This window comes from Shewanella sp. GXUN23E, from assembly GCF_050865035.1.
Lineage (GTDB): Bacteria > Pseudomonadota > Gammaproteobacteria > Enterobacterales > Shewanellaceae > Shewanella.
Genome location: NZ_JBOZWP010000002.1, coordinates 109,465 through 134,756 on the forward strand (window position 1 = coordinate 109,465; position 25,292 = coordinate 134,756).

Annotated in this window: 18 protein-coding genes; 4 read left to right on the top strand and 14 right to left on the bottom strand. The window is 56.5% G+C overall.

All coding sequences use genetic code 11. The annotated features are described in order from the left end of the window. Positions 1–39: 39 nt before the first annotated feature. A complete protein-coding gene (locus tag ACRRUX_RS02675) occupies positions 40–1,128 on the bottom strand; it encodes a 2Fe-2S iron-sulfur cluster-binding protein (protein WP_432526930.1) in 1,089 nt (362 codons plus the stop codon). A gap of 19 nt (positions 1,129–1,147) precedes the next feature. Next, on the bottom strand, positions 1,148–2,368 hold the full coding sequence (locus ACRRUX_RS02680; RefSeq protein WP_432526932.1) for an acyl-CoA dehydrogenase family protein: 1,221 nt from the start codon (positions 2,366–2,368) through the stop codon (positions 1,148–1,150). Between the two features lie 389 nt (positions 2,369–2,757). On the opposite strand from ACRRUX_RS02680, the gene ACRRUX_RS02685 reads away from it, so the two are divergent. Both ACRRUX_RS02685 and ACRRUX_RS02690 read left to right on the top strand, forming a co-directional pair. Further along, positions 2,758–3,792, top strand: coding sequence for a WD40/YVTN/BNR-like repeat-containing protein (locus ACRRUX_RS02685; protein ID WP_432526934.1), 1,035 nt, complete (start codon positions 2,758–2,760; stop codon positions 3,790–3,792). A 1-nt stretch (position 3,793) separates the two neighbouring features. Then, positions 3,794–6,226, top strand: a complete 2,433-nt coding sequence (locus ACRRUX_RS02690) for an efflux RND transporter permease subunit (protein WP_432526936.1) — start codon at positions 3,794–3,796, stop codon at positions 6,224–6,226. A gap of 798 nt (positions 6,227–7,024) precedes the next feature. Here the strand turns inward: ACRRUX_RS02690 and ACRRUX_RS02695 are convergent. The 6 genes from ACRRUX_RS02695 to ACRRUX_RS02720 form a co-directional block, all read right to left on the bottom strand. Beyond that, positions 7,025–7,435, bottom strand: coding sequence for a VOC family protein (locus ACRRUX_RS02695; protein ID WP_432526938.1), 411 nt, complete (start codon positions 7,433–7,435; stop codon positions 7,025–7,027). Positions 7,436–7,533: 98 nt separating this feature from the next. After that, positions 7,534–9,150: a FadD3 family acyl-CoA ligase gene (locus ACRRUX_RS02700; RefSeq protein WP_432526939.1), complete on the bottom strand. Its 1,617-nt coding sequence runs from the start codon at positions 9,148–9,150 to the stop codon at positions 7,534–7,536. After that, on the bottom strand, positions 9,147–10,814 hold the full coding sequence (locus ACRRUX_RS02705; protein WP_432526941.1) for an FAD-binding protein: 1,668 nt from the start codon (positions 10,812–10,814) through the stop codon (positions 9,147–9,149). Before ACRRUX_RS02705 ends, ACRRUX_RS02700 begins: the two co-directional genes overlap by 4 nt. Positions 10,815–10,818: 4 nt before the next feature. Then, the gene (locus tag ACRRUX_RS02710; protein WP_432526943.1) at positions 10,819–12,576 is read right to left on the bottom strand and encodes an FAD-binding protein; all 1,758 of its coding nucleotides are present in this window, start codon (positions 12,574–12,576) and stop codon (positions 10,819–10,821) included. A gap of 213 nt (positions 12,577–12,789) precedes the next feature. Next, positions 12,790–14,472 (bottom strand): class I adenylate-forming enzyme family protein, encoded by a 1,683-nt coding sequence (locus ACRRUX_RS02715; protein ID WP_432526945.1) that lies wholly within the window; start codon positions 14,470–14,472, stop codon positions 12,790–12,792. Positions 14,473–14,501: 29 nt separating this feature from the next. Further along, positions 14,502–15,569, bottom strand: coding sequence for an MBL fold metallo-hydrolase (locus ACRRUX_RS02720; protein WP_432526947.1), 1,068 nt, complete (start codon positions 15,567–15,569; stop codon positions 14,502–14,504). A 167-nt stretch (positions 15,570–15,736) separates the two neighbouring features. On the opposite strand from ACRRUX_RS02720, the gene ACRRUX_RS02725 reads away from it, so the two are divergent. Together ACRRUX_RS02725 and ACRRUX_RS02730 are read left to right on the top strand one after the other, a co-directional pair. Further along, positions 15,737–17,098 carry a spinster family MFS transporter gene (locus ACRRUX_RS02725; RefSeq protein WP_432526949.1) on the top strand — a complete coding sequence of 454 codons (1,362 nt, stop codon included), beginning with the start codon at positions 15,737–15,739 and terminating at the stop codon, positions 17,096–17,098. 27 nt (positions 17,099–17,125) lie between these two features. Continuing rightward, on the top strand, positions 17,126–18,220 hold the full coding sequence (locus tag ACRRUX_RS02730; RefSeq protein WP_432526951.1) for a Rieske 2Fe-2S domain-containing protein: 1,095 nt from the start codon (positions 17,126–17,128) through the stop codon (positions 18,218–18,220). A 23-nt stretch (positions 18,221–18,243) separates the two neighbouring features. Here the strand turns inward: ACRRUX_RS02730 and ACRRUX_RS02735 are convergent, their stop codons facing one another. From ACRRUX_RS02735 to ACRRUX_RS02760, 6 genes are all read right to left on the bottom strand, one after another. Continuing rightward, positions 18,244–21,402 carry an ATP-binding protein gene (locus tag ACRRUX_RS02735; RefSeq protein WP_432526953.1) on the bottom strand — a complete coding sequence of 1,053 codons (3,159 nt, stop codon included), beginning with the start codon at positions 21,400–21,402 and terminating at the stop codon, positions 18,244–18,246. Positions 21,403–21,424: 22 nt separating this feature from the next. Next, positions 21,425–22,381 carry an ABC transporter substrate-binding protein gene (locus tag ACRRUX_RS02740; RefSeq protein ID WP_432526955.1) on the bottom strand — a complete coding sequence of 319 codons (957 nt, stop codon included), beginning with the start codon at positions 22,379–22,381 and terminating at the stop codon, positions 21,425–21,427. A gap of 3 nt (positions 22,382–22,384) precedes the next feature. Then, positions 22,385–23,302 carry a GGDEF domain-containing response regulator gene (locus tag ACRRUX_RS02745; RefSeq protein ID WP_432526957.1) on the bottom strand — a complete coding sequence of 306 codons (918 nt, stop codon included), beginning with the start codon at positions 23,300–23,302 and terminating at the stop codon, positions 22,385–22,387. A gap of 184 nt (positions 23,303–23,486) precedes the next feature. After that, positions 23,487–23,768: a YeaC family protein gene (locus ACRRUX_RS02750; RefSeq protein ID WP_432526959.1), complete on the bottom strand. Its 282-nt coding sequence runs from the start codon at positions 23,766–23,768 to the stop codon at positions 23,487–23,489. Further along, entirely contained in the window at positions 23,765–24,082 is a 318-nt protein-coding gene (locus ACRRUX_RS02755; RefSeq protein ID WP_432526961.1) for a zinc ribbon domain-containing protein, read from the bottom strand. Before ACRRUX_RS02755 ends, ACRRUX_RS02750 begins: the two co-directional genes overlap by 4 nt. Before the next feature lie 9 nt (positions 24,083–24,091). Beyond that, a complete protein-coding gene (locus ACRRUX_RS02760) occupies positions 24,092–25,219 on the bottom strand; it encodes a M14 family metallopeptidase (RefSeq protein ID WP_432526963.1) in 1,128 nt (375 codons plus the stop codon). Positions 25,220–25,292: the final 73 nt, after the last annotated feature.

Here is a 25,292-nt window from a genome sequence, read left to right on the forward strand (position 1 = left end):
CTGTTGTGTTCACGCCCTGATGACGTCATCCCGGCGTCATCAGGTATAACGGATATCCACTGTGTCGCTGAGCGGCAGCGCCTGACAGCTGAGCGTCAACCCTCTGGCCAGATCGCGCTCATCCAGCACCTCATTGCTGCGCAGCGCCACTTTGCCTGAGGTCACTTCACACTGGCAGCTGGCGCACAGCCCGGCGCGGCAGGACCAGGGCAGTTCGACCCCCACCTTTTCCGCCGCCTCCAGCAAGGTATCTGCGCTGTCCCAGGCAAACTCATGCCGCTGCCCATCCAGCTCAACCCGCGCCAGCGCCGCTTTTGGGGACGACTCAGGCAGCTTTGGCTCATCGGACTTTCGCTGCCCGGCCGCTGATTGAGCGTCCGGCGGGGATACAAAGCGTTCGATAAAGATGTCAGTTGAGCCCATGCCCAAATGAGTCAGCACAGCTTCCATGGCATCCATAAATGGACCCGGACCACAGATAAAGGCCTGCGCATTGACCAGCCTGTCCTTTTTTGACGAGCTATTTTTCGATGTTTTTTCAACAAACTCCCGTGCCAGCGAGCTCAGCAGGGTTCGGGAAGGAATGCCGTTGAGGCTGTCCAGCAGGTGAATGATCTCCAGCCGATCGGGATAGTCCGCAGCCAGCGTCCGCAATTTATCTTTGAAAATCACCGAGGCTTCATCCCGGTTGGCGTAGATCAGCCGGATGCGGCCCTGGCCCTGCTCAAGGGCGGTTTGCAGCAGGGAAAACACCGGGGTGATGCCGCTGCCACCGGCGCACAGCAAGAGATCCTGGTTGAAGTCATCACAGACAAACCTGCCACCCGGCACCATCACCTCCAGCCAGTCGCCGGCTTTGACTGTGTCACACAGCCAGTTGGACACCCGGCCATCAGTGACCCGCTTGACCGTCACCCGTATGCCGGTATCTATCCCCGGACTGGATGACATGGAGTAGCAGCGCTGCAATGTCCCCTGCGGATGCGCCACCCTGAAGGTGAGAAACTGACCGCTGCGGTAGCTGAATGCATCAGCAAGGCTCGCCGGTACCGTCAACACCAGTGACCAGGCATCGGCGGTTTCGGCGATCACTGCAGTAACCTGCAGGCGATGAAATCTGGATGACATAACAACTCCTTTGGACGGCTTAAACAAAAGGATCCAGATTCGGCAGCCCCAGCATCACGCCGCCGTGGGCACGGGCATAGGCATCGGCATTGTTGGCAATATGACCGCGGGCCTGATTGATATCGCGGAAAATCCGCTCGATGGGATTGCCGCGATACAGCCCGGATGCGGCGCAGGCTCTGAGCAATTCATCCACCCGCTGAGCGCACACCTTGGGCACCCTTGATGCCTGGGCGCGCTGCAGCAGCCGCTCCTCAACTGACATGGGGTCATTGTCACGGGTGGATTCAACGATGCGGCCATAGTTTCGGATCAGCACCAGTTTCAGCTGATCGGCTTCTATCATCGCCTCGGTAACGGCCATCTGGGCGTTGGGATCCTCGGCGGTTTTTGAGCCATGTTTACCCACATGTGCACCGGCGCGCAGTTTGAACTCTTCGATGGCGCCATCCAGTGCCCCGATACAGGCCGATGACACGGCGCGCTGAAACACTTGAGTGAAGGGAATGCGGTACAGCCAACCGGGATTGGTTACGCGGCCGGGACAGCCTTTGTCTGAATGGTTATTGGTGCGCTGGGTACGATGCTCGGGCACAAAGGCGTTGGTGACCACTATGTCGTGACTGCCGGTGCCGCGCAGGCCGTGTACATCCCAGTTCTTTTCGATGACAAAATCGGTTTTGGGCAGCAGAAAAGTCACATGCTCCAGCTCATCCCCGCCTTCCTCTTTGGGCAGCATGCCCCCCAGGAAAATCCAGTCGCAATGCTCACAGCCACTGGAAAAGCCCCAGCGCCCTGAGAAACGGTAGCCGCCGTCGACTTTTTCGGCTTTGCCGGTGGGCATATAAGTTGAAGCGATCCGTGTCGCACTGTCGCTGGCCCATACATCCTGCTGCGCCTGCTCGGGAAACAGCGGCAATTGCCAGTTGTGCACCCCTATTACGCCATAAATCCAGGCGGTGGACATGCAGCCGCTGGCGAGGATCATCTGGATGCGATAAAACACTCTTGGGTCAAGTTCAAATCCGCCCCAGCGCTTAGGCTGCAATACCCTAAGCAGACCGGCTTCGCTGATGGCCTGCACACTGGCATCCGGCACTCTGCCATCCAGCTCGGTTTGCTGTGCCCGCTCACGCAGCACAGGCACCAGCGCCTGCGCTCTGGCAAGCAGCTCAAGTGCCTGTTCGTTGAGATATTCCTCTGTGGTCGATAAGGCCACGTTGTCCAGTTGTAATCCCATTTTCATCTCCTGTCCGCCGGCTGTTGCGAAGGGCGCAGCGTGCTTAAGTCTGTGACGAGAGTTCCACAGCCGGCGCGGCTTACTCATCGTCAAAATGGACTAACGGAGATGGCGTTGCGCCTGCGCCCGCTGCCCATACCGACAGCCCAGGCCGACTGCCAGTCGTCTGCAGCCAGCGCTAACCGTACCCTAGCCCGTTTGGACGATGTGACTCAGGGGGAAGGCGGAATAATGAGGCCATGCCCAGCTTGTGGGCGGCCCTGTCGGTGATGCACTCAGGCACTGACGCACTTACTCATTTGCGGTGCGGCGCCGACAGGAAATTCAACAGACTCACGGACCCGGCTGTAACCAATACGCTGAGGGACGAACTACTTGGAGGCGGTGTTATGCAAACAGCTCTGGCCCTGAGCATCTCGCTGGCGGTGGCCGCAGCAGGAGTATTCGCCTTCTCGCCCCGGCATTCTGCGCCGCTGGCGCCCACTAAAATCCCCCTGGACAACATGAACATCACTGCGCTGGCCCAGAGTCAGGCGGGGATTGTTGCTGTGGGGGAGCTGGGACATATTCTGCTGTCCGCGGATAACGGCAAACACTGGCGGCAGGCCAATGTCCAGCCCCAGCGCCATGCCCTGCTGACCTCTGTGCAGTTCAGCGATGCCCATACCGGCATCGCCATAGGCCACGAAGGCTGGGTGCTGAAAACCACAGATGGCGGCCAAAACTGGCGCGAGGTAGCCTTTAACGAGCAGGCCAGTCTGCCGCTCCTGAGCCTCTCCTCCCAGTCTGCCGGTCAATGGCTCGCAACCGGTGCATTTGGCACGCTGCGCGCGTCTGCCGATGGCGGTGATAACTGGCAAACCCTGGCACCACCAGGCGGGTTGGACTGGCATCTGAATGCTCTGATCCGCGCCAAAGACAGTGAGTTCAGACTGCTTGTGGGCGAGTCCGGCACTGTGCTGCGCGCGAGTGCTAACAGCCCGGAGTGGCAGGCGCTTGAGCCCTTCTACGATGGGTCACTCTATGGCGGGGTGCATTTGGGGAGGGCGCGCTGGCTGGTATATGGCATGCGCGGCAATCTGTTTCGCAGCGAGGATAACGGCGACAGTTGGCAGCGGCTGAATTTCAACATCCCTGTGTCGCTGTTTACCCATGAACTGCTACCCGATGGCAGTTTGCTGCTGGGCGGTCAGGGTGGCTTTTTGCTCCGCACCGCCGATCAGGGCGATAGTTTCGAGATTGTCAGACGCGGCGGTCGCCTGTCGATCACCGACATTATGCCGCTGTCCGAAGATACATTGCTGCTGGCCAGCGACAGCGGGCTGACCTCAACCGCACTGCCCGCTGCCCAGCCAACAGCGCTCTCATCAACCTCATTACCAACCACACAGCCAACCTCAGCGTCCAGCGCACCGGGAGTTTGATATGAATGAGTTTCATCCTACCAGAACCCAGATCCTGGTTGATCGTCTGGCCCACTGGCTGATCCGCTGGCGCAAGCCGCTCGGCCTGGTGTTTTTGCTGACGACGCTGATCCTCGGCTATACCGCCACCCTGACCCGTTTCGATCCAGGATTTACCAAACTTATCCCGGTCAAGCATGACTATATGCAGGCCTTTATGGCCCACAGCGCCAAATTTACCGGCACCAATCGGGTGATGGTGAACCTCAACTGGACCGGCGAAGGCGACATCTATAACCCTGAGTTTCTCAGCCGCCTACGCAAGGCCACCGATGAAGTGGTCTTTACCCCGGGTATCAACCGGGTGACGGTGCGCTCACTGTTTTCCCCGGAAATCCGCTATATGGAAGTCACCGAGTTTGGCTTTATGGGAGATGTGGTGATCCCCTCGCGCTTTACCGCCGACAAAGCCGGGCTTGAGCAGGTGCGCAGTAATGTCGCCAAATCCGGTCAGGTGGGCAATCTGGTGGCCAACGATCTGAAATCGGCCATGGTGCAGGCTGAGCTGCTGGACATCAATCCGGAAACCGGTGAGAAAACCGATTATGCCGAAGTCGCCCGCCATCTCGAGAACATTCGCGCCGAGCTGTCCGGCGCCGGAGTGGATATCCAGATCATTGGCTTTGCCAAAGTCATGGGCGATGTGATGGATGGGCTGCAAACCGTGCTGCTGTTCTTCCTGGTGGCCTTTGTCATTACCCTGCTGTTGCTGTGGCACTACAGCCTGTCGATAAAGCTGACCCTGCTGGCGATTACCGTCGCGCTGCTGCCGGTGATCTGGCTGCTGGGCATACTGCCGCTCATCGGCTATGGCATAGATCCCATGTCAGTACTGGTGCCCTTTTTGATTTTCTCCATCGGTGTCTCCCATGCGGTGCAGATGACCAACGCCTGGAAACTGGATGTGCTCAGCGGCAATCAGCCCGAGGTGGCAGCTGCCAATGCTTTTCGCCGACTGGCCATTCCCGGCACGGTGGCGCTGCTGGCCAATGCGCTGGGATTTATGGTGATCATGGTCATTGATATCCCCATAGTGCATGAGCTGGGGGTCACCGCCTGTTTAGGGGTGGCGTTGATGATTGTCACCAACAAGATGTTTATGCCGATTATTCTGTCTCACCTGAAGCTTGAGCAGATGGCGCTGCGCCGTGATGCCGCTGACAGCAATGATGACCGTAATCGCCTGTGGTGGAACCTGTCGGCGCTGGCAACCCCCAAACCGGCCGCCATCTCTGTGGCGGTTATGCTGGTGCTGCTGGTGCTGGGTGCCTGGCAATCGCGTTCCTTGCTGACCGGCGATATCGGTAAGGGTGTGCCTGAGCTGCGGGCCGATTCCCGCTACAATCAGGACAACCAAATCATAGTCAACAACTATTCCATTGGCATGGACGTGCTGTCTGTGTATCTGGAGAGCGAAAACCGTGATGAAGCCTGTCTTGACTGGGAAGTCATGAACGCGGTCGATCGCTTCGATTTCCACATGCGTGGCGTTGATGGGGTGCAATCGGTCACCACCACGGCGGGAATGGCCAAGCTGTATGTGTCCGGCAACAACGAAGGCAACCCGGCCTGGCGCACCTTGCAGCGATCATCCCAATCGCTGCAGGCAGGCTCCCACGCGGCCCATCCGCAATTGGGGATGAACGACAACGGCTGTAAAACCATCAACATGATGGTCTATTTGAAAGATCATCAGGACGCCACGCTCAAGCATGTGGAGTCGGAAATATTACGCTTTATTGACGGCGAACAACTGACCGATGCCAGATTCCGGCTGCTGGGCGGTAACGCCGGGGTTGCCACGGCCACCAATCAAGCGGTGGAAAAGGCCGAAGTGCAGATGCTGGTGTCCATCTTCGGAGCCATCAGTCTGCTGTGCTGGCTGACATTCCGCTCCGTCAAAGCGGTGCTGTGCGTGATTTTACCGCTGGTGCTGGTGTGTATTTTATGTAATGCGCTGATGGCGCTGCTGGGGATTGGCCTGAAAGTGGCCACGCTGCCGGTGATTGCCCTGGGGGTTGGGGTTGGCGTGGACTATGGCATCTACATCTACGAGCGTATGCAGCATGCGCTCAACCGCCATGCTTCCTTGCGCCAGGCCTTCTATGAAGCGATGGAAAGTCGTGGCACCGCCGCGGTGTTTACCGCCGTCACCATGTCGCTGGGCGTGGGCACCTGGGCGTTTTCAGCGCTCAAGTTTCAGGCGGATATGGGCATACTGCTGGCCTTTATGTTTCTGGTGAATGTGCTGGGCGCTATCTTCCTGCTGCCGGCACTGGCTTGCCTGTTTGGTGCCGGCGCCGTGAAGCTGCACAAGGATCCAGAAACAAAGGCCGTCCCGGAGGATCCTGCGATCCCCCCTGTCGATGCGACTGGCCTGGCGCGCAGCTCCTGAGCCCCATACGGTCCACAGCCGCTGACGCCACAGCGTTCTGATGTCAGGCCGAAGTCTGTAATCAGATCCCTGTAAACAAAAGATCCTTCTGAAACCAAAGGCCATCCAGGGGATGGCCTTTTTTTGCGGGTTTGAAGCAGCCTGGCGTCCCGAAAAAAATGGCATTGATGCAGCAACCACTTTTACAGCCGCGACAGCAACACCCAACTCTTCCACTAATTTCAAGTTCACTGTCCCGCGCTGCCTGGCAGACTTCAGCGAACTGATGTTCCGGCATGATGAGTCAAAGGGTTGATGAGTAAAAGTGTTGATGAGTCAAACTTCACTAATCGTTTACTCAATTCAGTGCGGGTTTCAATGCACTTGATACTGCGTTGAACTGTCTTGACATAGCACTATTTTGACTTCGCCAATTTGCCAGCAACATGGATGTGGCGAATGTCAGTCACGCACGCCTGCATGGATGCAGGAGCTAAAGCAACGCAGGAGCCGCGGGGGACGGTTAATAACCTTGTCTTAAGCGAATTGAACTCCCGCAAAAACAGATCAACGATGAAATGAAATGGGTATCAGGTGCATTTGAGTCCGGGAAGCAGGCAAAAAAAGAGGCTGGACTGGCCAGCCTCCAACTACCACAAGGTCAGGAAGGTATCACCAAGCAGGTTCCCGGCCTCAGACCCGGACATGCCCGCGCAGTTGCAGTGGATCTCAAATCCTGCTGCAGTGCTGGTGGTTCTGAGCCTACTTGCGCCCACGCAGCCAAGCGTTAACAGACTTGAGTTTGTTGTATGAAGGCTATTAATCCGCCCTGCTTAGCTGTAACAAATCCCATTGATTGCCATAAAGATCCTGGAACACGACCACAGTGCCATACTCTTCTACCCGAGGCTGTCCGTTAAACACCACACCATTGCGCTTCATCAACTCATAATCGCGCCAGAAGTCGTTCGTTTGCAGAAACAGGAAAACACGCCCGCCGGTCTGATTACCGACAAATTTCGCTTGTTCTTCGGTACTTGCCTGGGCAAGGAGCAGATTCGTTCCGTTGGAGTTTGGCGGGGACACTAAAACCCACCGTTTTCCACCGCCCAAATCAGTATCTTCAATCACCGAAAACTGAAGCTTTTTAGTATAAAATTCAATGGCATCATCGTAGTTTTCTACGACGAGTGCGACATTGGCGATTTGCTGCTGGACGACTTTGGACATGCTTGCTTCCCGGGACGGCAAAAGCCGGATTCTACATAACCTCGACGTCTTTTGGAAAAGTATCGCAACAGCGTTACTTTACGCACCAAGGGGTAACTTCAATGTTCCGGGAAGAAACCCGCCAGCAATTCGGATTTCAACACCTTGTTGGAGGCATTGACCGGCAACACCTCAATAAAGCGGACAAATCTCGGCACTTTATAGTTGGCCATCTGCTGCCGGCACCAGGCAATCAGCTCAGGCTCGCTGCAGTGCTTGCCGGGTTTTAGCACCACAAAGGCGCAGCCCACCTCCCCCATACGCTCGTCAGGCACCCCCACCACAGCGGTTTGGGCAATCGCCGGATGCTCTGCCAGCTGGCCTTCGATTTCCGCCGGATAGCAATTAAAGCCACCGACGATAAACATGTCTTTCAGTCTTCCGGTGATCTTCAGATTACCGGCACTGTCCAGTTCACCCAGATCGCCCGTGTGCAGCCAGCCATCCTCATCTATGGTTTCCGCAGTGGCCTGCGGATTGTCAAAGTAGCCCTGCATCACATGAAAGCCACGGATGCGAATTTCGCCGGTTTCGCCATGCTTGAGTCGTTGCCCCTGATTGTCCGCATTAATCCCAAAAATACCCACTTCGGTTCCGGCGATGGCTTTGCCACTGGTGCCGGCGATAATCTCCGCCGCATCAGTCGGATCGCAGATGGTCGCCAGTCCCCCGCACTCGGTCAGACCATAAGCCGTGGTAACGGTTTCAAATCCCAGTTCATTGCGCATTTTGCTGATTAACACAGGCGGGATAGTCGATGCCCCGGTCGAGGCGACCCGTAAACTGCTTAAATCCGTGAACGCCAGCTCCGGCGCTAACAGCAGCGATAAATACAAGGTCGGCGGTCCCGGCAACACAGTGACTTTATCCTGATGAATACGCCTAAGCACACGTTTGGCATCAAACACCTGCTCCGGCAAAATGGTGCAACCGGCAATCAAACAGGATAGCCAGCCCGCCTTGTAACCAAAGGCATGAAAAAATGGATTCACCACCAGATATCGATCGCCGGCTCTGAGCCCCAGCACCTGAGTAAATACGCGAAACGCCTGCAAGCAGGCACCGTGGGTACTCATCACGCCTTTGGGTTTGCCGGTCGTACCTGAAGTGAACATCAGATCAGACAGCGCCTCTGGCCCGACGGACAGCGCCCGGTCTCTGGCAACCGCCTCTTCAACGTCTGCCCCACGGTCGATGAAACTGTCCCAGCATTCGATGGGATGTGCAGCGTCACTGTAAGTTCCTGCACAAGGTCCCATCACAGCCACGAGTTGCAGGTTCGAGGGCCATACAGGCAGCAGGCTCGCCGGATAATCAGTATTGAGAAATTCCCCCACGGACAGCAGCACTTTGGCGCTGCTGCGATTGAGAATATCCGCAGCCTCATTGGCTTTCATGCGGGTATTGAGCGGTACCAGCACCGCACCGGCCATTTGCAGGCCGATGGCAGCCATCACCCACAGCGCGCAATTGGGCGCCCAGATAGCAACGCGATCGCCCTGCCCAACACCCAGCGCCATCAGCGCGCGGCAAACTTTCAGCGCCTCGTCCGGTAACTGTCGATAGCTCACTACCCTATCGCCATCTTCAATCGCGGCCAGATCCGGGTATCGTTCGGCAGCCTCAAATACCAGCGAAGGAATGGAAAGGGGGAAATCCTGTGGGAAATGTGTCATGCCATGCTCCTTGCACCGGCCACAGCGGCTCCGGCCCGGCGTCCTGAAAACACACAGTCCGCCAGCGATAACCCGCTGATATAAAGATTGGATGGAATGCCCACCGCTGTGCGCCCGGCGGCATATAAACCGGCGATGGCCAAGCCATGCTCATTCAACACCTGACCAGTGTCTTCATCGACCTCAAGGCCACCGAGTGTCAGAGAACCCAGCGGAAAAATCGGACTTTTAACCGAAATATCCAGGGCGTAATAAGGTCCCTGCGTCAGGGGCGTGCAGCTGGCAGCGGATTTACCCAGGGGGTCCCCGCCGCCACTGAACTGGGGAAGATCGTAACTGTCGATGGCATGCGCAAGAGCGCTGCTGTCCATCTTGAGTTTGGCCGCCAGTTCACCCGGAGTCCTGGCCGTGATCGCGCCAAACGTCATCAGCGCCAGCGCCGGCAGTGACTGAAACCACCAGTAGCCCCCAAACAGCGCCTGTCGCAGGGCTTTGCGCCGTAGCGGCTTATCGAGGATAAGCCAGGCCTTGCCGCCCTGATCTTCACAAATGGCATGCCCCAGGGTTGCACCATACACCTCTTCGTTGCAAAAACGCTCACCGCGGCTGTTCACCACTATGCCATTGGGCCAGCACAACGGTGGGTTGATAAAACGCCAGGCAGATACCGTATTAAGCTTTTGGCTGTTTGCGCCCACCGACTGCCCCAGGCGCAGACCACTGCCGTCACAGCCGGTGGCCCCAATTTTGAAATTTCGCCGGTAACTGCCGGCATGCTCATTGACCAGCGTCGGATTAAAGATAAATCCGCCGGTACAGAGCACCACACCGCGCTGTGCCCGCACGCGGATAGGCTGACTGTGACTTGCCTCGATCGCCGCCAGTCTATTGCGCAGTCGCTGACAATAAAGCGGCGCAAAATTCTGCAGCCGCTCGGCACGGGCGGCCAGTATTCGATGGCGTCTGGCTGCCTTTGACTGCGCCGGGAGCTGCCAAAGCTCCGCGCCAATCACCTGCCCCCAGCGATCGGTAATCAGCCTTGTAACCCGAGCCTGCGTCAGCGCCTGCACGCCTTGAGCCAGACAGGCTTGTTGCAGATGACGATACAGGGTTTTACCCGCCTGCCCTTTGCTGTAGGTTCTGTGTCCGCGCGGTGCCGAGTTTGGCGCACCATAGGCAGGCACCAGCTCATTCCCCGAGTAATACAGATAATAGGCATCGGTCGGATAGGAGGTTTTGCCCGATGGCGGCACGCTGGATGCAAATGGTACGCCGTGGTCCTCCAGCCAACGCAGATTGGTGGCGCTGTTGCGGCAAAAACGCATCAGGGTTTCATCCGCAATGACCCCATGAGTTTCCTGCTTCAGGTAGTCATACATTGACTGCACGCTGTCGCTGAAACCGGCCAGCTGTTGCTGGGCGGTACCGCCGCCGGCATACACTACGCCGCCACTTTTGGCGCTGGCACCGCCCCCCATAAAGCGGTCGGCCACTGTCACTCTCAGGCCATGGCTGATAGCCTCAAGTGCAGTGCAGGCGCCCGATGCGCCCCAGCCCAGCACCAGCACGTCCGTCTCATGTGTCCAGAATTCCTCTGCGTAGTCCGCAGCGGTATCGTCAAACACCAGAGGCGGTAATACCTGATTGATATAATCAGCGCGCATACTGTCAGGCCTCCTTCAGTTCAGGCCATTGCTGCGCAGGCTCGCTGGTCGTCGTGTTTTGGGCGGCAATATGCCGGGCGGCGATGTAGCCAAAGGTCATGGCAGGCCCCAGGGTGGCACCGGCGCCGGGATAACTGGTGCCCATCACGGATGCCGAGCAGTTGCCTATGGCGTACAGGCCGTCAATGGGTTGGCCGTTATCGCGAAGCACCCGGGCACATTCATCGGTCAGCAGACCGCCTTTGCTGCCGATATCGCCTGCATCCATGCGCATGGCATAAAACGGACCTTTATCAATCGGCGCCAGACAGGGGTTGGGTTTGACGTTGCGATCGCCATAATATCGGTCAAACACATTGCCGCCACGGTCAAAATCTTCATCCACACCGGCGGCAGCAAATTGATTGACCCGCGCCACCGTGGCCTTGAGTCCCTCTGCATCGACACCGATTTGCGCCGCCAGCGCCTGCAGCGAGTCACTGCGCCAGAACAGCTGCCCCAGCCAGTGTTTGGGCAGCCGGCTGTCGGGCATGATCTGTCCGGGCATCAGCGGCCCCATGGCGTAGTTGAAGCGGAATTTGGCATCAAAAATCACCCAGGCCGGAATGGATTTACCACCACTGGCCTGATGATTGCGGTACATGGCATCGCCGAACTCCAGGTAAGGCGCGGCTTCGTTGTAAAACCGCTGGCCATTGCCATCAACCACTATGGCGCCCGGAAACGCCCGCTCGGCAAATACGCCGCGGGCCTTGTCCTCACCCGGTACACTGATGGTTGGAGCCCACCAGCACCAGTCCAGCAAGGCGGTTGCGGCGCCCTGACGCATCCCGGCTTCCAGTGCAGCGCCGGTATTGGCGTGAGGCGGCGTGGCGCTCCATTCGCGGCGGCTGGGCTTGGCCAGATATTTATCCCTGAGCGCCTGATTCTGCTCAAATCCGCCTGAGGCGAGGATCACCCCTTTAGCGGCACGCACGGTCAGCGGCCCATCCTTTCCCATGGCCTGAATGCCCACCACCCGTCCCTGCTCCACCAGCAAGTCCTGAAACTCGGTATTGAGCCAAAGGGGAATATTTCTGTCGACCATGGATTGTCTGAGCGCAGCCACCAGCGAGCCGCCCAGTCCGGCACGCCGATCGCGTCTGGTCTGTTTACGCTGGCGCCAGTCCAGCTTATATCTGAGCATGAGTTTGATAATCAGCCAGCGCCAGCCGGGCTCTCTGGCCATGGCTTTATGGGCATCTCTGGCGGTCCAGGCAATTTTGCCCATCAGCAGGGTTGAGGGTGATGCCCGGCGCTGGTTGTCTATCTCCTCGCCAAGACAGGCGGTATCGAACAACTCAGGATCCAGCGTTCTGCCACCGGCCAGTGAGCCGGGCAGATGGGGATAATAATCCGGATACTTGTCTGCCACCGCGTAGCGAACCCGGCTGTGCTGTTGCAGGTAACTTATCATTTCGGGTGCCCTGTCCAGATAGGCATCCAGTCTGGCGGCGTCAACCTGACCGCCGGTCGCCGCCTCAAGATAGGTTTTTGCCAGCGCCCGGCTGTCGTTGCCGCCCAGTTGTTTGAAAAACGGATTATTGGGGATCCAGATGCCGCCACCGGACAGCGCCGAAGTACCGCCGTACTTATCGGTTTTTTCCACCACCAGAACCGACAGTCCCTGATCCGCTGCGGTAATTGCCGCCGTCATTGCGCCGGCACCTGAACCAACTATCACCAAATCCACTGATGTCGGGGAGTTGTTTGCTGAAGTCATAAGAGCTCACTTTGAAGATTGGCAGATCACCCGACGCTGCGGGCCCGTGATGCCATACTCGGTATTCATGCATGCTCACTCATCGTCAATGCAGACTAGCGGTGTGGGTTTTTATGGAATATTTGGTGTTGAAATATTTTGATGCATTACAGACAATAAAAAAGGCATCAGCTCAAAGATGCCTTTGTATCTGCTTTAAACCAGTGAATTTATTTAACTGGTAAACACCTTCTTCAGCTGACTTCGCAGCAACTTGCCCGCTGGGTTGCGGGGCAGATTCTGATCCAGAATATGGATTCTGGACGGCACTTTATAGGCGGCGAGCAGGGATGCCACATGCAGTCGCAGGTTCTGCTCACTGACTGACTCCCAGGGCGACACCGACACCACTGCCACCACGGCCTCACCCGTGTCTTCGTCCGGCACGCCAAATACCGCCGCCTCGCGCACGGCACTGTGGCGCATCAGACAGGATTCCACCTCGGCGGCGGCGATATTCTCACCTGAGCGGTTGATCACATCCTTGAGTCGGTCAACCACGTACAAAAAGCCATCCTGGTCCAGATAACCCAGATCGCCGGTGTGCAGCCAGCCATCACGAATGCATTCCTCCGTGGCCTGCTCATCACCGACATAGCCCTGCATCACTGTGGCGCCGCGCAGGCAAATTTCGCCGGTTTGTCCGGGCGGCAAGGCATCCCCCAATGGATCGCAAATCCGCACTTCCATCAGTGGCGAGATGAGCCCTGAGCTTCTTGGCCGCTGACGGAACAGATCGCCGGAAATCGCCGAGCCAACGCCATTGGTTTCTGTCATGCCAAACCCTATGCCGACCATTTTACCCGGGAGTTTTTCCAGCACAGTTTCCACCAGTGACTCAGGTAATCCGGCGCCGCCGAATCCCAGCCCGGAAAATCCGGACAGGAAGGCTGGCGTCAGAAATTCCGGCTCCCGCAGCAGCTGCATCACCATGGATGGCGCGCCGTTGAACTGAGTGACCGATTCCTGCTTCATACTCTCTATGGCCGCCGCGGTATCCCACTTGTGCAGGAACACCAGCTTGCGTCCGGTCCGCAGCGCGGTCAGCAGCTGAGCATGCAGCCCACTGACATGAAACAGCGGCACGGCGGTGAGGATCACCGGTGGTTTGGCCTGCGCCATAATCGCCTGCACTGTGTCCGGTGAGGTCATGGCCGACATGGCCGAGATAAAGTCGATATTGAACAGTGCCTGACACACTGCCAGCTGAGACGACAGGACAGCTTTGGCGCGGCTGGTCGCGCCTGAGGTGAACAGCACCAGCGCCGGGGACTGAGGCCCAAGCTCAGGCATGGGCAAGGGGCCACCCAGGCGGTAATCCTCAATGGCAGCCTGATAGTGCAGGTTTCCCGGCTCACATCTGTCATCATCCACAATCAGCGCCTGACAGGGGCAATCCCCTTCAAGGCGCTGATATCTGTCCAGATCGCACACCAGCAGTGCCGGGGCAATGGCATCAATGGCCGACAGCAACTCTTCTTTTTTGCCAAAGCTGTTAAGCGGAGCAGGCACAGCGCCGATACGGGCCGCAGCACAAAATGCAACCACCCACTCGGGGCGATTACGGCAGGCAATGGCCACCCGATCGCCGGCTTGCAGCCCCCGGGACAGCATAAAGCGACCGAGCGCATCCATTTCCGTGAAAAAGCGGCTGAAGCTCCATCTGTCCTGCTGGTACAGCATGAACTCCTGCGCATCATTCCGGCGCGATTGTTCGATAACGCTCGCCAGCGTGGCCGGGGCATTGCGGTAAACCGGCAGGGACTGGCCGTTTACCTCAGTGATTGCCAGTTCAAAGGGCGCGCCCGGAGCCGTAAGTCCGGCGCGTACCTCCAGTGCATGTGCCATTGTTGCCATGGCCGTTCTCCTGAGTCTTGTCGTTAATTTTATTGGTTATTTTTATAGTAATACTGGTCAACGCCATCACTGTCGGTGGCTTTTGTCACTCTGCCTGCATCAATCAGCCAGTTCAGATGCGCAGCGGTTTCCCCAATGGCCATCATGCGCTCTATCGGCCCCAATGACCGGGTAAAAAGCTGCATAGTGGCCTGATACAGCGTGACGCCCCCGGTGTCGGTAAGCATCTGCGCAAGCTTGTCCAGTTGCTGCCGGTGATGCAGTGCCAGGCTGTCGATACGTTGGTGCGCCCCGATAAATACCGGCCCGTGGGCGGGCAATATCAGAGTGTCTGCCGGCAGCGCTTTGAGCCGCTGCAACGATGCCAGCCAGCACTTCAGTGGATTGGCCTGAGGCTCAATGTCAGTGACCAGCACATTGGAACTGATCTCAGGCAGCAGCTGATCACCGGCGATCAGGATCTTATGTTCTTCGCACCACAGACAGGCATGCTCAGGTGAGTGGCCTGCTGTAGTCACAACCTGCCAGCTTCCTGCGCCAATTGCCAATCGCTGACCATCAATTAAGCGGTTGAATCTCATGGGGACTTGCCCCATAAAAGGATCTTTGTCCACCGCCATCAACATGGCTGAAATCTCTGATGGGGGAACGCCGCCAAGACGATAGAATTCCGTTAATTGTGCGATCATCGGCCCATCCCGGCGAACCCCGGCGCTGCGCATGTAAAAGTACTCGCCGAAGGTCATCAGCAGCGGGATGTTGTAAAACGCGGTCAGCCAGGGGGCCAGCCCGGCGTGATCATAGTGAAAGTGGGTGCAGATAAGCCCCTTGAGCGGTTTATTTCCCAGTGCGGTTTCGACCAGCTCCTGCCACAGTTGGCGGGTGGCAGCGTTGGGCAGACCGGTATCCACCAGATACCAGCCATCGGTATCTTCCAGCAGATACACATTGATATGATCCAGCTTCATGGGCATAGGCATTCTTGCCCATAACACACCGGGCACAATTTCCTGCACCCTGGCCCGGGCAGCGGGAATTGGCAGCGGGTATTCAAGCAGTGTGCCGCGTTGTGTGACCTGCGAATTGTCCGTATGCACGTTCGCCTCCCATCCTGTGTGACCGGCCTTCCCCATAAGAATTCATTCAGCCGCAGACCAATACGTCCAAAAGGACGATGCTCCCATGACCTGTGTTGTTACCTTCAGGGTCATATCAACAAGGCCCGGCGAGCACGCCGCAGCCTCCAAAAACTGAGGAGCGAACCATGGAGTCGTCCCCGCAACAGGTCAACTGGCGCACCCACACCACTCTGGTGCTGCTGGCATTGGTTTACGTGTTTTCCTTTATTGATCGCAATGTGATTGCCATTGTGCTGGAACCCATCAAACAGGAGTTTGGCGCGTCCGATACCCTGATGGGGCTGCTCACCGGCATGGCGTTTGCCATTCTCTACGCTGGTCTCAGTCTGCCCCTGGGCAAACTGGCAGACGGCGGCGCCAATCGCCGCAATATAGTGGCGGTTTGTTGTGGTCTGTGGAGTTTTGCCACCATGGCCTGCGGTATGGCGCAGCATTTCTGGCAGATGATGCTCGCGCGCATGACGGTGGCGGTAGGCGAAGCCGGCGGCATGGCGCCCTCGGTATCTATGGTTGCGGATCTGTATCCGCCCTCCCGCCGCTCGCTGGCCATGAGCGCATTTATGCTCGGCCCCCATATCGGCTTGCTGGCTGCCATGGTGCTGGGCGGCTGGATCGCCCAGGAGTATGGCTGGCGTATGGTGTTCTTCGTGTTCGGCGCACCGGGACTGATCCTTGCCTGTCTGCTGTACGTGCTGGGACGTGAGCCCGGACACGGCGTCTTTGACAAGACCAGAGGCGCTCAGGATGAGCGGCCCTTCTTCACCCAGCTTAACGCCATTATCAAGGTCGACGGATTTGGCTGGATCGCCATGGGCTGCGCGCTGGCGGGTATGGCCGGTTATGGCTATGGCATCTGGGCGCCGACCTTTATGGTGCGCCACTACGATATGTCGCTGGCCCATGCCGGCATCAGTTTTGGTCTGGCCGGAGGGATCAGCGCCGCAATGGGTTCCATTTTCGCCGGACTCTACTGCGACCGCCTGGCCCAGCGTGATGTCCGCTGGCAGGTATGGATGCCGATGCTGGGTATCCTTATTTCCCTGCCAATGGGGCTGGCGTTTCTGCTCTGGCCTGCCGATGCTTTCTGGATGCTGGGCAGCCTGAAGGTGCCCCACGCTATCGCGTTTGCAGCCCTGTTCAGCTTTTTTGCCTCATGGTGGGCGCCCCTGTCCTACGCCGCAGTCAGTCACGTGATGACCAGTCGTCAGCGTGCCACCGGGGCGGCCGCGCTCAATCTGTTCCTGACCCTGTTCGGCGCAGGCCTGGGTCCCATGTTGACCGGCACCCTGAGTGATCTGTTTGGCGCAACCGGCGGACTGCAATATGCACTGATCGTCACGCTCCTGTGTCTGCTGATCTCCGCCTGGTGCTATCTCAAAGCGTCATCCCCGTACGCGGCCCGTATTCAGGCTCTCGAACTACAACAAACCCAGGCATCCCAGAGCGATGACCCGGTTGATTTGTCTACTCAGGGCGCGGTCAGTTGACCGGCCTCATGCATAAGGAGAATTAAGATGGCTACTTCACAGGACTATCGTCTGGGTGATTTTACCTTCCCAAGGGGCTGGTTTATGATCGCCACCGCCGCGGATATCAACACCCACAAACCCCTGGCGGTGCGGTTTTTCGGCCGGGATTTCGCGCTTTACCGCGGACGCGCAACCGGGCGCGTGGTGCTGCTTGATGCCTACTGCCCGCATATGAAAACCCATCTGGCGGCGGAAAATGACACCTCATATGTGATCATTGATGGCGGCGGCACCAACATTGAAGGCGACAGTATCCGCTGCCCTTACCATGCCTGGCGTTTCGGTCCGGATGGCAAATGCGATGATATTCCTTATCACGATGGTCCAATCCCGCAGACAGCCTGTGTGAAATCCTGGCCTGTGACTGAAAGTCTGGGGGCTATCTGGGTATGGCATGATCCGGAAAACGGTGAGCCTGAGTGGGACCATCCGTCCCTGCCCCAATGGGACGATAAAGCCTGGGTACAGTGGCAGTTCGACGACTTGGGATTGCTTGAGCAGCACCCCCAGGAAGTGATCGACAATATCTGTGATTACGGGCACTTAAGCCCAATCCATGGCTCCACAGTGCAGCGCTACGAAAACGAGTTCAGTGGTCATTATGCGGTGCAGCGCCAGTGCGGTCCGCACCGGACACTGGTGGGTACAGATGGCGTCAGTCCTATCCTGCATACCGATACCCGCTATCATGGCCCGGGCGTGCTTATCTCCCATCTGACTGGCTTTTACGAGTCGATTCTGATGATTACCCACACGCCGGTGGAAGATGGCTCGGTGAAGGTGTGGCATGCGCTGCTGGTGAAATCCCCCAACGGCAATGCCGAGGCCACGGTGGAAGATACCATCGCCGCCCGCCAGTTCCAGCATGCCAGCCGTCTGGCGTTTGAACAGGACTTCCAGGTATGGGTCAACAAAGCGCCCTGCCTCAACGGCCTGTTTATTCCCAGCGATGGCCCCTTTATGAAAGCCAGGATCTGGTACAAACAGTTTTACAACCCCAGAGCCCGCAAAGCCGAGTATCTGGATAAATGTGAAGGCACCTATGTGCCCAGAGGGATCTCAGCCTATACCCTGGACTGACCTTTCGCTGACGTAACCGGCTGTCAGCAACCGCATTCACTTTGCGACTGACAGCCCTCGTTATAGTGAGGACAGTCAGTCCAGCGCCCCAGCGCCAGCAAATCCATCACCTGATTGCATGTCGCATCAAACACAGCGACCAGCGACTGCGCCTCAACAGTCAGCTGAGCTTTATCCTGTGTCCGGGCAGTGATTTCAGTGGCTTTGGCCTGATTGGCCAAAGGTTGCATCGCCAGATTTGCCGAAGCGCCTTTCAGCGTATGACAAATCTCTGCCACCTGAACCAGCTCCCCCGCGTCGGTCGCCTGTTGAAATTGCGCCAGCAATACACTCATTTCTTCGACGAAAACCTGCAGTGCCTGGCGCAGCAGTTCAGCATCCTCCATGAAGGTGGACAGGGCTTTATTCAGGTCAATCAGCTTAGACGGGGTATCTGTCAGAATGAGCTCCGCAGCCGTCGTCAGCGGGAGATCCGTTGCGCCGCCGAGATCGTCAGGCATCCTGTGCGTAACCCGCAAATAGCGACTCAGGACATCAGACAACACCTCCAGCACCAAAGGTTTGGCGATATAGTCCGTCATTCCAGCGGCAAGACACTTTTCCCTGTCGCCCTGCATCGCGTTGGCCGTCAGTGCCACTATGGGTAGACTGGCATTCACGCTGCCGACCTGTCCGGCACGAATGTGGCCGGTCGCCAGATAGCCATCCATGATTGGCATCTGACAGTCCATCAGTATCAGGTCAAAATCGGTGTGCTCAAGCAGGCTCAGTGCGTTCTGACCATTATCCGCCACCTGCAGCTGTGTCAGTCCCAATTGCCTGAGCATGCCACTGATCACCAGCTGGTTGACCTTACTGTCTTCTACCAGCAGGATCTGCTGAGCATCATCGAAGACCAACTGCTGTCCCGGCTGAGTAGACGTCACCATGGCTTGTCCGGTCAACCAGGCCACCAGCTCCTGGAGCCGCGGGGGACGCTGACTGAAAGCGATGGTGTCCTGCATGTCATTGTGGATGCTGAGCAGCTGTCTGTGGCTGGAGAGGATCAACGTGTGCTCAGGTCGCGGGTTCAGTGATGATAGCAAGGATACAGTGTCATTCAAATCATCCGCCGTCTCCGGCACGCTAAACAGCAGCAGATCGATATCCGCAAGCGGCTCACCGGCTGCCGGCACTGACATCAGCTGCACATCAGCGCCCCAGGCAAGCAAGGTTTGCCTCAGCACCTCATCAGCCAGCAAAGGCTGACTCACCATGCCGATTCGGCTGCCGAGCAGTTCCGGCGGCCAGCTCTCTTGCTCCGGCATATCGCCCGCATCCATCAATAAATGAAAACTGAATGTACTGCCCACGCCCTCACGGCTTTTGACCGCGATATCCCCGGACATCAGATGACACATTCGCCGGGCGATGGATAACCCAAGGCCGGTACCGCCAAAATGACGGGTGGTGGACGAATCCGCCTGAATAAAGGGTTGAAACAGATTGGCCTGATGCTCTTCATCTATACCTATGCCGGTATCTTCTACTTCGGCTGACAACCTGAGTCTGTTGTCATATTGATTCAGGGCAATACTGACTTTGACCCAGCCGGTTTGGGTGAATTTAATGGCATTGCCAATCAGGTTGGCGAGGATCTGCCGGATCCGGGTGGGATCTCCCCGTACCCAGCGATACTGGACGGCGCTGACATCCAGCAGCAACTGCAAGCCTTTTTCCTCACCTTTCATGCTCAGCGGCTGGATTAAATCATCAATCAGGGCAATCAGATCGAAGTGCGTGCGTTCGATAACCAATTTGCCGGATTCGACCTTGGAGAAATCCAGAATATCATTGAGCAGATTAAGCAAAGAGTCAGCACTTGACGCCGCAACCGATACGTACTGACGCTGCTGGTGGGTCAACTGGGTCTGCTCCAGCAAAGATAAAATGCCCAGCACGCCATTCATGGGAGTGCGGATTTCATGGCTCATACAGGCCAGAAAATCCGCCTTGCTGCGGGTTGCCAGTTCAGCTTTTTCCGTAGCTTCAGTTAACGCCCAGTTTTTGAACTCCATCTCCTGAGCGTAGGATTCGATACGCTGCTCATTGGCTTTGATCCGGGTAATGTCCTCGACACACAGAAAGAAGCCAACCACTTCCTGATGTGCATTGATGTCCGGCACATAAGTGGACTGCAGGTATACCGGGGCCTTACCAACGGTATGAATCTCCGCTTCAAAGGACTGGATCCGCCCACTGAGCACCCGTTTGACATGGGGCTGGATGATCATGCTCAGCTGATCTGGCATGACTTTGCGGATATCCTGCCCAAGAATGTCAGACTCCTTTTGATCCAGCCATTGCAACAGCCGCCGATTAACGAAGCGAAACTGGTAGTGACGATCGACGTACCCCAGTTGCACCGGGATCACGTTGGTGACTTTGTCGATATAGTGTCTTGACTGCAGCAGCTCCTTTTCCTTTTGCTGCCGTAAACGAATCGACTGGTTGTAACTGTCCACCATCAGACCGAACTCATCGGCGGAGCGCCAGTTAATGGGCAGCCTGGGATTGTTGATAATCTGCTGACGAATGGCTCTGATGGGTTTAAGTACCACCTCCCGCTGGATCAACGGGTTTATCGTCAGCATCAACAGGAAACCTATCGCCTGAATGACAATAAACTCCTTCAATTCTGTCATCGCCAGCGCTTCGATAGGCGTGGAATTGTAGGTAACGTACACAATATATGGCCGCAGTCGCTGCTTGTCGTTATCAATGAGAAACAGCTTTACTGCCTGATGCACCAGCCCGCCCTGCGCCGACAGGATTGCTTCTTTACCGCCATTTTTGACATCGGCCAGCATCAGATTGACCTGCTCATCGAAACTGGCCTGACGGGTGTTGCCGACAAATTGATTTTTACTGTCGGCCACGATGTTGTCATTGGACAGAATACTGATCCGCACTATGCTGGGCTTGGCGGCCAGCGCACCAACAACCCGTTGCATGTCAGTGGAATGCGCTCGAGCTTCAAGCGTCAGTGTGAGAGTATTGATCACATCCGCCATCTCTTCATTGGCCCAGGACGTAATGCGTTTTTCCAGTATGTTATAAAACGACAGGGTGACCATCAGGCACACCATCAAAATGAGTGCAGAGTTGGCCACATTGAGTTTGAACGATAACGAGCGCTTCATTCTGCGCCCGGACGTTGACGGCTCATTCATCCGAGTCAATCCACAATGGCAAAGCCTGTGCGAGTTGCTGACAATCCTCTGTCATGACTTCACTGTCCCTCAACACCCGGCACACATTCAGCACTGCGTCTTTCAACAACGGATTTTGCCGGGAAAACAGCAATTGTTGTTTGGTTAAATCGAGCATCTCTATGCCCGCCATCGCGTCGGTAAATTCCGCAGCGGTTACTCTTTCTCTTGCAGCCATCAGGGCAATCGCCTCGGCTGGATGCTGCCGATAGTCATCCAGCGCCATCTGCCAGCCCCGCCAGATCTTTTGCTGCAAACCGGGAATGGCCTGTGTCACCTCAGCGGACAGCGACAGCACATCAAGGATCTCGTACTGGATTTCGGCGCTGGTAAACACCGGCCGGTAGTTGTGATTTTCAAGGAATTCCAGCATGTAAGGCGGATAGGTGACCATCGCCTGGATCTGTCCTTTTTCCATGCTCTCAAAACCGCTGCCCTGCTCTACATTGACGATGATGACATCTCCCAGGGTCAGTTGATGGGCAGCCAGCGCGCGGGCGAGCACATATAAGCCCAGACTGCTGACTTCACAGCCTATGCGTTTGCCCTTGAGGGCGGCCAGTGAGTCATACTCGCGGGAAGCAATAATTACATCTGAACCATTGGAATAGTCTGCCGCCAGAATGACTTTTGCGGGTTTACCGCCCAGCGCCCCAACCTGAACCACTTCAATCAGTGTTGATGTGAAACCATCAACCCGATTCGACAGATAGGCACGCTGCGCATCGGCCAGCGTGGCCACTTCAATCAGGTCCAGATCGAGCCCCAGTTTATCAAAGTAACCTCGCTGTTCAGCAAGATACAATAGCTCATATCCAGGCCAGGGATTGATGGCCACCCGAACCGTTGGCGCTGACGAAGGGGAACAACCTGCCAGCATGAGCAGCAACAGAGCGAACATTCTCATCATTAATCAATGTCCTTCCATCCGGGCGCGCATTCGATGACTTTCCAGCTGATTGACCGAGATCACCTGATTCCGGCCGGTGGATTTGCTGTGATACACACATTCATCAGCCAGCTTCAGCAAGGCGTGCAATTCATCACATTGTGCAGTCGCTTCAACTACCCCAAAGCTGGCCGTCACCCGGATCCCCGCTGGCATCAACGCCTCAAGCCGGGCCCGCAAATTTTCAACCTTGTTCAGCGCCGACTCGAACGGGCATTCCATCAGGATCACCATCTCTTCGCCCCCCAGACGGGCGACAATATCCTCTCTGCGGGTATAGTCCTTTAACATCTGTGCGGTGGCGACCAGCACTTCGTCTCCCACGTCGTGGCCGTGCTTGTCATTAATGGCTTTGAATTCGTCAATATCCAGCAGCACCGCACAGAAAGGCGTTTTATGACGGCGAAAGTGAGCCAGTCTGACTTCAGCGTTTTCCACCAGGAAATAGCGGTTGAACAAGCCGGTAAGCTGATCATGCATGGCCATGAATTGCAACTTGTCCCGCTGCTGCTTCAACTGCATATGTACCGCGACTCTGGCCCGCACGATGGCAGGTCTGACCGGTTTGGTGATGTAATCGATTGCCCCCAGAGTCAGGCCAATCTCTTCCGCTTCGTCACTGTCGTTCCCGGTGACAAAGATGACGGTGATTGACTCGGTTTGGGGATCGCTCTTGAGTTGCCGACAGACACTGTAGCCGTCCATTCCCGGCATGCGGATATCCAGCAGGATCAAATCCGGCTGGGGATAGCTTTTAGCCAGCGCCAGACAATCCTGGCCATTGCCTGCAGTGATGACCTCGCAAACGTCCTGCAAACATTTTGACATCACCATGATGTTGCTTTTGACGTCATCGACAATGAGCACCCGAAAAGCGGTCATCGGTCAGGCAATCCCGGTTATTTTTGATAGTGTTAAGTGTAGTCAATTCTGCAGGTGCGCAAGCCCTGGCCGCCAAAGTCGATACTCAGGCACGGCGATCATGTGGCTGGCACCGCTGTCGATTACCCAACAAAAAAGGAGCCTAAGCTCCTTTTCCTCAAATCGACCCTGTCAGTCTGTAATATCAGAGTTCATCCTGATTGAACTGGGCGATAGTTTCACCTTTGAACTGCTTTTTCAGCTGTGCCTTGGACAGTTGATTCAATTCACCACCGGCGGCGATGGTAAAGTGATCATGCTGATCCAGCCGCCTGGCCTGATACAGCATCACTACCTGCAGGGTTGAGTCACGCTGCTCCTGGGTCAAAGGCGTGCCATCCTCCCACTTACCGGTTTCGACTGCCGCTACCAGCCTGTCATAGACTTCGGCGGGCATATCATCGATAACCTTGTTGATATCCGTCATACGCTCTTCCTTTTATGCAGTACCATCTGCACCCGACAGATTAAATAACCGACAAAACCAACCACAAAACAGATGCCGGCGATGATCGCCCGGGTGCCTTCGGCAGGCTCGCCGCCCCAGAACCAGATCACCATGCCGGCGATAAACAGTGTCATGGCCAGGAAACTCTGATTCATCAGATTCTGGGAGCGTTTGATATGACTGATACGCTGCATTGACTCCAGATTGCCATCGAGTTTGGCGTGGCAGTGCTGACACTCCTTGGCCACGCTGGAAATCCGTTTACTGCAAACGGGACATTCAATCAGTGCCATGCCCGCTCCTTATCTCAGCTTATCGACCACGGCCAACATGGCGATCAATGATGCTTCACCCAGATAGGCACTGCGCTCAGGCGACCAACCGGCAAAGGGATCCGGCAGATTGTCATTGTCTTTAAACGGCATCTCCAGGGTATTGGACAGGCACTGGAACGTCTGCGCCACCCAGTTGGAGGCAATAGTCAGATTGGCCTTGCCCGGTTCATCTTTATCGTAGCCATACTGGCTCTGGAAATCGGCGCTGGCGAGCGTCAGGGCGCTGACGAAATCGCTCTGCAGCGACGCCAGTCGCTCATCCCAGGCCGGCACGCCTTCACAGCCAGCCAGGAACACGTAAGGCAGACCTTCGTCACCGTGCACGTCGTAGAACAGATCCACGCCGGTTGCTTTCATCTTTTGGGTGACATACAACACTTCCGGGCTTTTCTCGGCGCTCGGGGTAAGCCACTCGCGGTTGAGGTTTACCCCAACGGCATTGGTACGCAAATGACCACGGGCGCTGCCGTCCGGGTTCATATTGGGCACGATATAAAAATTGGCTTTATCCAGCAGCGCCTTGGAGGTCGGATTTTCCGTATCCAGCAACTGATAGATCAGGCCTTCAATCAACCACTCCGCCATGGTTTCGCCCGGATGCTGACGGGCAGTGATCCAGATATTTTTCTTGCTCTCATCGCCATCGCCGACTTTCACCAGCGTCATGTCGCGGCCATCCAGAGTCAGACCCAGATGTTCCAGCGTCACTTCAGGATGCATCTGCACCGCAGCCAGCAGATCCTGATGACGCTCATAGCTGTAAGGCGCAAAGTAAGCAATTTGAATGCTGTCGCAATCCAGCACCAACTCAATGCTCAGTACGCCGTTTTCATAACGGGTTGGCAAACGGAACCAGGTCTGGCGATCGTAACTGGCCACCGCCTGATAGCCTTCCCAGCCTTTGGTGTAAGATGCCTGACCGGCATTGGTGATGTTGAGACAATACTGATTGCCTACCTGTCCCTGAAAGCGGAAGTTAAACCACTGGAAGAATTCGCCGCCTTCGTCAGGGCGAATTGCCAGTTGAATGTCATCTTTATTCTCCAGGCTCAATACCTGAATGTTGCCACCATCAAAATTGGCAGTAATACGCATACTCACATCCTTTGCGTGTCGGGATTTAATGGCGCTAAGCATAAACCATAATCCCAACCCCTTAAACCATATT